The 8,723-nt window shown below is 40.5% G+C and carries 5 protein-coding genes and 1 pseudogene; all 6 read right to left on the minus strand.

The window, feature by feature from the left end; all coding sequences use genetic code 11:
* Window positions 1-263: 263 nt before the first annotated feature.
* The 6 genes and pseudogenes from B879_RS23675 to B879_RS19595 all read right to left on the minus strand — a co-directional run bounded on the left by B879_RS23675 (window position 264) and on the right by B879_RS19595 (window position 8,448).
* Window positions 264-1,879: pseudogene (locus B879_RS23675) on the minus strand (GMC family oxidoreductase).
* A gap of 173 nt (window positions 1,880-2,052) precedes the next feature.
* Window positions 2,053-3,738 (minus strand): AMP-binding protein, encoded by a 1,686-nt coding sequence (locus tag B879_RS19575; RefSeq protein ID WP_009186962.1) that lies wholly within the window; start codon window positions 3,736-3,738, stop codon window positions 2,053-2,055.
* Between the two features lie 134 nt (window positions 3,739-3,872).
* On the minus strand, window positions 3,873-5,030 hold the full coding sequence (locus tag B879_RS19580) for an acyl-CoA dehydrogenase family protein (RefSeq protein ID WP_009186963.1): 1,158 nt from the start codon (window positions 5,028-5,030) through the stop codon (window positions 3,873-3,875).
* Between the two features lie 197 nt (window positions 5,031-5,227).
* Window positions 5,228-6,763, minus strand: a complete 1,536-nt coding sequence (locus tag B879_RS19585; protein WP_009186964.1) for a M20/M25/M40 family metallo-hydrolase — start codon at window positions 6,761-6,763, stop codon at window positions 5,228-5,230.
* A gap of 127 nt (window positions 6,764-6,890) precedes the next feature.
* Window positions 6,891-7,478, minus strand: a complete 588-nt coding sequence (locus B879_RS19590; RefSeq protein WP_009186965.1) for a T9SS type A sorting domain-containing protein — start codon at window positions 7,476-7,478, stop codon at window positions 6,891-6,893.
* A 388-nt stretch (window positions 7,479-7,866) separates the two neighbouring features.
* Window positions 7,867-8,448 carry a DUF3244 domain-containing protein gene (locus tag B879_RS19595; RefSeq protein WP_009186966.1) on the minus strand — a complete coding sequence of 194 codons (582 nt, stop codon included), beginning with the start codon at window positions 8,446-8,448 and terminating at the stop codon, window positions 7,867-7,869.
* Between the last annotated feature and the right edge of the window lie 275 nt (window positions 8,449-8,723).

Here is an 8,723-nt window from a genome sequence, read left to right on the forward strand (position 1 = left end):
GGAATTGATGGTAATTGGCTTTCCAAATATGCCCTTTATCTGCTGTTTTCATTTCAGGCTGTTTATCTAGGGCTTTCTGAAAATTTCGAATTTTGAAATTTTCAAGTGCACGCAAATCAAACTGGATCATTTAATAAGTTTGCACCTGCTTAAAAAGACAACGCTTAGTAAATGGGGTATTCATCAAAATAGAAAGAAATTTTTCTCCAATTGGCGTTTTTCAGCACGCCCTATCTAGTCCTTCAGGATACCAGTCACCACGTTCATGGTCTAACAGATAATTTTTGATTAAGAATCATATCAGCGGCTTTTTCTCCGATCATAATACAAGCAGCATTCGTATTTCCAGATATGATGGTTGGCATAACAGAAGCATCAGCTACCCTCAGACCTTCTATCCCTTTAACCATGAGTGAGGGATCAACAACAGCCATGGCATCTACCCCCATTTTGCAGGTGCCAACAGGATGATATAAGGTTTCCAGGCTCTTTTTGATGTGTTGCTCCAAGGAGGCATCATCGAATTGTTGGGGAAATGAAATCCCTCCATCCAGATGACCATTAAAAGTTTTTGACTCCAAAACTTTTTTGGCTTTCAGCATCCCCTTTTTTAATACCTCGAGGTCTTTCTTATTGGAAAGCAAATTGGGCTGAATCAAGGGGGCATCCAAGGGGTTGGCACTTTTTAGGCCTACAAAGCCCCTACTTTCCGGCCGGATAACGATCACGAGGATTCCAAGACCACTTCTCCATGGATAAGTTTTCAGATCGTAGATATCTGTGCTATAATCATCTTTGATCCCTGAAGGTGCCAAATGAAATTGTATATCAGGTCGATTCATGCCATCTTCCGAACTCAAAAATGCATTAGCCGTCAATGGGCTATTGCCCAATGGCCCTTTCTTGAACAGTAAATACCTTGTCAGTTCAGTGATTTGATTCCATGGCTTAAGGGTATTATTGTTGGTAGGTGTTCTGGTCCAAGCAGAAACGCCTGACCACACATGATCTACCAAATTTTTCCCTACCCCTGGTAGGTCTATGATGGTGTTTATGCCAAACTTAGCAAGTTCTTTCTCAGTACCTATGCCGGAAAGCATTAAAATCTGAGGTGATTGGAAAGCCCCTGCACACAAAATGACCTCTTTCTCACACCGAATGTCACTTTTATTGCCTTTTTTGTCTATGACCTCTACACCTACGGCACGCTTTTCCTCAAAAAGAATTCGCGACACCTGAGTAGAAGTCATGACAGTCAGGTTGCTCCGATGTAAAATGGGCTGTAAAAAGGCCGCAGCAGTACTGTGCCGCTGATTATTTTTATGGTGAACTGCAACATGGAGGCACCCAATTGATTGGCCCCATTGTATTCTTCATTATGTGGTATTCCATTCTCCACACAGGCTTGGATGAAGACATGGCCAAGAGGATGCGGCTGCCTGGAATAGGACACATGTAGAGGGCCTTCTTTTCCATAAAATTCCCCTTCAAAATCCTGGTTATTTTCTGATTTGATAAAATAGGGCAATACATCTTTATAGGCCCAGCCTTCATTTCCTAAGCTTGCCCATTCATTAAAATCCTCTTTGTTACCTCTGACATAGGCCATGGCATTGGTGCTGCTGCTCCCGCCCAGGGTCTTTCCTCTAGGTATAAATACCCTTCTCCTATCCACATGCTCTTGAGGTTCAGTCCAAAATGCCCAATCCACCTCAGAGCGATGCACTTGAGGGTAAGCACCGGGAATCTTTATTTCCAGTTTTTTATCTTTTTCACCGGCTTCTATCAAAAGTACTTTGTTCTTTGGATCTTCGGAAAGACGGTTGGCAAGTACGCAACCTGAAGAACCGGCGCCAACAATAATGTAATCAAAAGTCATGAGGTCAATTGGGTTTATTTTTACAAAAAATAATCATTATGCCCCTTAAAATTCAAACTTTCTTCAAAAAAAGAATAAAAAAATAAATACCCCGCCAAATTTTTTTCCGGCAGGGATTTTATCAGGTTTTGCGTTAATCAAATTAATGCTTGGTAAGTACAAACCAGGAGATGCTATGCCTGGGCTACGGTCTTTTCATGCATCTCCTTGATTTTCCTTCTCAGAATTTTTCCAACATTGGTTTTTGGAAGCTCATCTGCAAAATGAACTTCCCTTGGTACCTTATAATTGGTGAGTTCATTTCTGCAATGTGCAATGAGCTCTTCGGCTGTAACAGATTTGTCTTTGGGCACCACATAGGCTACAACCTTTTCTGTGGATTTGTCATCAGGCATACCAATTACGCCCGTTTCCAATACTTTAGGATGCATGGCAATGGCATTTTCCACTTCATTAGGATACACATTAAAGCCAGATACCAGGATCATTTCTTTCTTCCTATCTACAATCTTCACGAAGCCATCCTCATCAATTACCGCAATGTCCCCTGTTTTAAACCAATCTCTATCCATTACCTTCTCAGTCTCTTCCGGTTTTTGCCAGTAACCACGCATGACCTGTGGTCCTTTGATACATAACTCCCCTCTTTCTCCCACAGGCAGGTCGTTACCATTGTCATCAATAATTTTGACATCTGTATTGGGCAAAGGAATTCCAATGGTACCAATGCGCTCTGTACCGTCTATGGGATTACATACCGCTACAGGAGAGGTTTCAGTCAAGCCATAACCTTCAGCCAAAGGGGTACCGGTTACTTTTTCCCACTTTTCTGCGGTGGCCTGCTGTACAGCCATTCCGCCGCCCACAGCTACTTTTAGGGATGAAAAATCGAGTTTATGAAATGCCTCCTGATTCAATAAGCCATTAAAGAGGGTGTTTACACCGGTAATTACCGTAAACTTGTGTTTACCTAATTCATTGATAAAACCAGGCATGTCCCTTGGGTTGGTAATCAGCACGTTATGGGCACCGATTTTCATCATGGCCAGGCAATTCACGGTCAAAGCGAAAATATGATAAAGTGGCAATGCCGTTATGACTATCTCCTCACTGTCTTTCAACTTAGGTTTCATCCAGGCGGAAATTTGCTGCATGTTGGCCACTATATTACCGTGGGTGAGGTCTGCTCCTTTGGATAGTCCAGTGGTACCTCCTGTGTACTGCAAAAAGGCAGTGTCATTCAGCGTCATTTCTTCCCTTTTGAAGGTGGCTACATTGGCACTGCCCATCATTTTTTTCCATGAAATTGCCCTTGGAAGGTTGTAAGCAGGTACCATCTTCTTTACATGCTTCACAACTAAGTTAACTATAGTACCTTTTAAGCCTCCCAGCATGTCTCCTAACTCTGTTACTATGACATGTTTGGCGTGGATTTCATGGCGGATTTTTTCCAAGTTACTGGCAAAATTGGCCACAATGACAATGGCATCGACCCCAGCATCTTCAAATTGGTGCTTCATTTCCCTTGGGGTATACAGGGGGTTGGTATTCACTACCACCATTCCTGCCCTCAAAGTACCAAATAATGCCACTGGATATTGAAGGCAGTTGGGCATTTGTATAGCTACCCTATCGCCTTTTTTCATGTTCAGGTCATTTTGAAGATAGGAAGCAAATTTCTTGGAAAGTTGGTCAACTTCATTAAAAGTAATGGATTTGCCCATACATTCGTAGGCGATGGCATTGCCAAATTTTTTAACACTTTCTTCAAAAAGGTTGACAACTGAGCTATACGCCGTTACATTGACTTCTGAATCTACCTCAGAAGGATAAAACTTGTACCAAGGGAAATTATGCATAGGTATAGTATTTTATGGGTTGATTTTGGATTTATTTTATAAGCAGACGAAATATAACCGATTATTGTTTTTTTATAAAAAGAAAAACCACTTTCCATAAAAGAAAAGTGGTTGGATATGAAAAGTGATCTGCTCTATTTCAATAATTTTCTAACGATCAGTTCCTTCATGATTTCATTGGTCCCAGCATAAATCCTTTGGACCCTGGCATCAGCAAAAGCTCTGGCCACTGGATATTCCCACATATAACCATATCCTCCGTGTAATTGCACGCATTCATCAGAAACCCAGCATTGTAGTTCCGTGAGTAGGTATTTCGCAGAGGAAGCCATGGCTGAATCCACTTTTTTATCATTGTGCAAAGCGACCAATTGGTCTGCATACATTCTACCCTGCTCTAATTTTGCACCCATTTCAGCCAACTTAAACCGTGTATTTTGGAAGTCTGAAATACTTTTTCCAAAAGCCTTGCGCTCCTGAACATACGCCAAAGTTGAAAGAAAAGCTGATTCTGCCAATGCTATGGCTGCCAAGCCTACGATTAACCTTTCCTGTGCCAATTCTGTCATCAAATATTTGAAGCCTTCCCCCAACTTACCCAGTAAGTTTTCCTTCGGCACTTTCACATCTTCAAAAAACAACTCACAGGTATCCTGGGCATGTAAGCCTACTTTTTCAAAGGGAACCCCTTTTGAAAAACCTTCCATATTCTTATCCAAAACAAATAAACTTATACCTTTGGCACCTAGTTTTGGGTCAGTTTTAGCGGCTACCACCACTACATCAGCTAGATAGCCATTGGTGATAAAGGTTTTGGAACCATTGATCAAATAGTGATCCCCTTTATCAACGGCTGTGGAACGGATGGCCTGTAGGTCGCTTCCTGCCCCTGGTTCGGTCATGGCTACAGCTGAAATCAGGTCTCCACTGATCATACCTGGAATATACTTGGCTTTGGCCTCCTTTGTACCATAATGCATAATGTAGGGAAACACGATATCATTATGCAAGGGGTAACCAATAGCTGGTCCCGAACAGCCACTTAAGCCCAATTCTTCCACCAAAATGGCATTGTACCTGAAATCCTGAATGTTTAATCCCCCATATTCTTCGGGGGCTTGGATGCATAAGAAACCATTATCCCCCAGTTTTTTCCAAGATTCCCGGGAAACCATCTTATTTTTTTCCCACTCAGCATTATAAGGGCTGATTTCTCTTGCAATAAAATCTTTTATGGATTGGCGGAACATCTCATGTTCCTCCTTGAAAACTGTACGGATAACAGAATACATATTGGTGTTTGGGTTTATAATCTTTCAAAATTAAATCCTGATTGAATGGTTTTTTCAATCATTTTCGCTTATAAAATTAGGAATAATTGCCGAACTGACCAATATTTATTTGGTTCCTTTTGTGTGGTAAAAAAATAAGGCTGCATGGATTAAATAGTATAATCCCCATGCAGCCTTATCATTAAAGCTCGAATTGATCAATTCCAAGGTTTTCTTGGTAGCCTTTCTGCTCTTTGAGCTGTATTGTAAACCATGGCAGCGATAATAACGGCTGCCTGCGTCATATCAGCAAATTGCATCCTTTCATACACATCCATGTTGGTATGATATCCGCGTCCATAATCAATAGGATCTTGGATAAATTGGAAGCCTGGCACACCGACCGCGTCAAAAGCGACATGGTCTGTGGAACCAGTATTTCTTCTGGTGACCGTGTTAGCGCCCATTTCATGGAAAGGTTTGAACCACTCCTCAAAAACAGGAACTAGCATATCATTGCCTTCCAAATAAATTCCTCTGATTTTACCCGAACCATTATCTAAATTATAATAAGCGGAAATTTTGTTCCATTCTGCTTTTTTCTCTTTGGTGTTTCGGTCTGCCACATATTTTTGTACATATCCTCTGGAGCCATATAACCCTTGCTCTTCCTCACCCCACAGTGCAATTCGAATGGTCCTTTTGGGTTGGAAACCTAAGTCCTTTAGGATACGGATCGCCTCCATCATCACAGCAACCCCTGCGGCATTGTCATTGCCACCTGTTCCTGCATGCCAGCTGTCCAAATGGGCACCCAACATCACAATTTCTGTACCCAAGTTTCTGTCTGTTCCTGGAATTTCGGCCAAGACATTGTAACCTTTGTAATCATCATCCAACCACTCTACTTCCACTTCTGCTTCAATTTCTACAGGAATTCCTTTTTTTAACAGCCTGTAGATCCTTCCATGATGTTCTGCTGCAATTTCTAACTCTGGAACGGTAGGAAGTTTGTCCTTGCTGAAGGACCCTGCACGGGTATGAAAAACGGTTCCAAAATTACCACGCGTTCCGGTAAGCCTTAGACCAACTTCTTCCTCCAATAAGAATTTGGTAAGTTTTTGATCCAGTTCCCTTTGTGCACGCAGTTGGGCCAACATCTCCGGTGTGTATCTACCTGTCCTGCCTCCTATTGTGATCTCCTTACGGGCTTCCAGTTCCTCATCAGTCCACCTTCTGGCTTCCGCTTCAAATGCTGGACTTAATTGTAAATTAGAAGCCGTGGTCACTACCTTCCCTTTCAGTGTGCCCCTGTATTTTTCAAAATCAGTATCAGAATTAATTTCAAGTAATACTACTTCTGATTTTACTAAACCATTGGTGCCATTTGTCCAGGCTTTTGGATACCCTATCACTTGGGCATAGTAGGGTGCCTTCATGGCGATGTACGATTTTTTTACATCCCATCCTCTACCAAACTCTCCATATTCGTCAATTTTAACATTGCTCAATCCCCAATCTTTGAATTTTTGAGCAGTCCATTCACGTGCATTTCTGAGGTTGGTAGATCCAGAGAGTCTAGGACCTAAAAAGTCCGTCAAGTAAAAGGATAACTCTTCAATTTGTGAATTTCCTATACCCTCTGATTTGATGCGGTGCATCATCTCTAGGTCAACTTTCTCTTGGGCAAATACCCCGCCAGCCCCTAAAAAGAATACCAGCCAAATGGCTATAAACCTGTTCAGTCCGTTCATGATTTAATCTTAATTTTGTTTGGTTCAAAAATGGTAAAAAAAGCCTTTCCCAACCAACCGATAATGTAAAAAAACTAAAATACCCTGAGTTGCATTACCCAGGGTATTAATTTTGGTTTATTCGAATTTACAGTACAAAAGATTTTGTTCTGCCTAAAGCATCTGTAAGCCTTACAGATACACCTTCCACATTCTTGTTTTTCATACGGTACACTTTTGTGAAAGCCTCTGGATGATCTACCGTGTAGTCAAAAATTTGTCTTCCAAAGACATCTGCTATCTGTACCCTCACGCCAGGCTCCTTTAACCCTACTACAGTCAACTCAAATGCCCTATCATCTATTTTTCTGCTGAAGGCAACCAATGGCTTGAATTCAGGTTTTTTGGCTTCAGTCACCACATGGTGAATAACCTTCTGCTCATCTCCTCCCCTTTGCTTGATCTTAACCTGATATTCTCCTACAGGAAGTTGGGATAAATCGAAAGGGACGATAAGGTTTCTGTCTGCATTGAGTCTGCTTTGGTGCAGATATTTCCCATTGGCGTCCAAAATACTTACCCTTACCTTTCCAATACCTTCCTGTAGAACAACACGAAGTCTTTGATCCTGTGCCTTGACCATGGTCATATCACTAAAACTGATGTTTTCATCTGATGCTTGGACAGAACCTAGTCCTAATCCAATAAGCAATGCGGTAGCTAATAAAGTTTTCATCTTGGGTTAAATTTAAGTTGGTTTATATCCACGAATATCTACGTTTAAAAATCTAGGCGGTTATATTTTGAATGTTATTTATGTAAAATAGTAATATGAAAGTTTTTTATGTCTTGAACATAAAATTTTTATGAATAATATAATAAATTTGCAGTTTTATTTCTCTGCACGATAACCTAGCTGCGATTGGCTGATAGGTGTTATTAAAATTGGCGAATGTAAAAAATTACATAATTGTATTTTAACCTCGCACTACGAACCCTAATGCATAATTCGGGTTAAATTAAAAAAGTTACAGGATGATTTTGTTAGGTGCTTTTCCATCACTGGGATGGGACATACCTAGAAAACCTTCCTGTAACCCTATTCATTTACCGGTTTATTTTGCCTATAAAACTTTTTGCCTGCCCATAGCATCAGTAACCTGAATGCTGACTTCTTTTTTATTAATGTTATTGAAGTGGTAGATCTTGGTAAAGGCATTGGGTTGATCGATCTTTTCTTCGAAAAGCTCTTTTCCTGATTTACCCATGATCTTTACTTTCACACCTAAATCTTCCAACCCTATGACCGTTAGCTTGATGGAATTATCCTCCAAGTCTTTTCTATAGGCCATCAAAGGCAGTTCAGACTTAGTAATTTTCCTTTCTATGGCATAGGTAGCAGCTTCTCCTGAGGAAGATTTTGAACCCGATTCAATTTTTAGCTGGTATTTCCCTATAGGAAGTTCGGAAAGATCATAAGGTACCATAAGGTCCTGCTTTACAAAAACCGTTTGCTGATGAAGTTTTTTACCATTTTGGTCTAAAACTTCCAATTTTACTTTACCCAATCCTTCTTTAAGGATTACCTTTACCTTGTTATTGCTGTTTTTGACCTCGGTCATTACTTCAAGGTTTACATTTTCTGCGTTGGCATAACCGCCCAAGCCTAGTGTAGCGATCAATGCAAGTGTTAGCATCTTTTTCATATTGTGGTTTGTTTAAGTTGGTATCAACCATATTTCATGTTTTATACCAAAAAAAAATCCACCACCTTTCACAGACCCCAAAATCTTTAAAATTTAAAACTTCCGGGGCTGTACTGTTTTATCAGTGTTTATAAAAAAGCCTTTAAAACTGTCTGAAAGAAGGACAATTCCTAGTCCGATTGTTCTGGTATCGAACAGTTTTCTTCGATTATTGGCAAACTATTAAAAATCAAAAGGTTGCATCAGCATCAATAATAATTTTTAAACTTATCACC

The organism is Cecembia lonarensis LW9, assembly GCF_000298295.1.
GTDB classification, from domain to species: domain Bacteria; phylum Bacteroidota; class Bacteroidia; order Cytophagales; family Cyclobacteriaceae; genus Cecembia; species Cecembia lonarensis.

Excerpts from the sequence above, each read along its gene's own strand:
- B879_RS19580 (WP_009186963.1), bottom strand. The coding sequence starts at position 5,030 with ATGTATTCTGTTATCCGTACAGTTTTCAAGGAGGAACATGAGATGTTC.
- B879_RS19585 (WP_009186964.1), bottom strand. The coding sequence starts at position 6,763 with ATGAACGGACTGAACAGGTTTATAGCCATTTGGCTGGTATTCTTTTTA.
- B879_RS19590 (WP_009186965.1), bottom strand. The coding sequence starts at position 7,478 with ATGAAAACTTTATTAGCTACCGCATTGCTTATTGGATTAGGACTAGGT.
- B879_RS19595 (WP_009186966.1), bottom strand. The coding sequence starts at position 8,448 with ATGAAAAAGATGCTAACACTTGCATTGATCGCTACACTAGGCTTGGGC.
- B879_RS19575 (WP_009186962.1), bottom strand. The coding sequence starts at position 3,738 with ATGCATAATTTCCCTTGGTACAAGTTTTATCCTTCTGAGGTAGATTCA.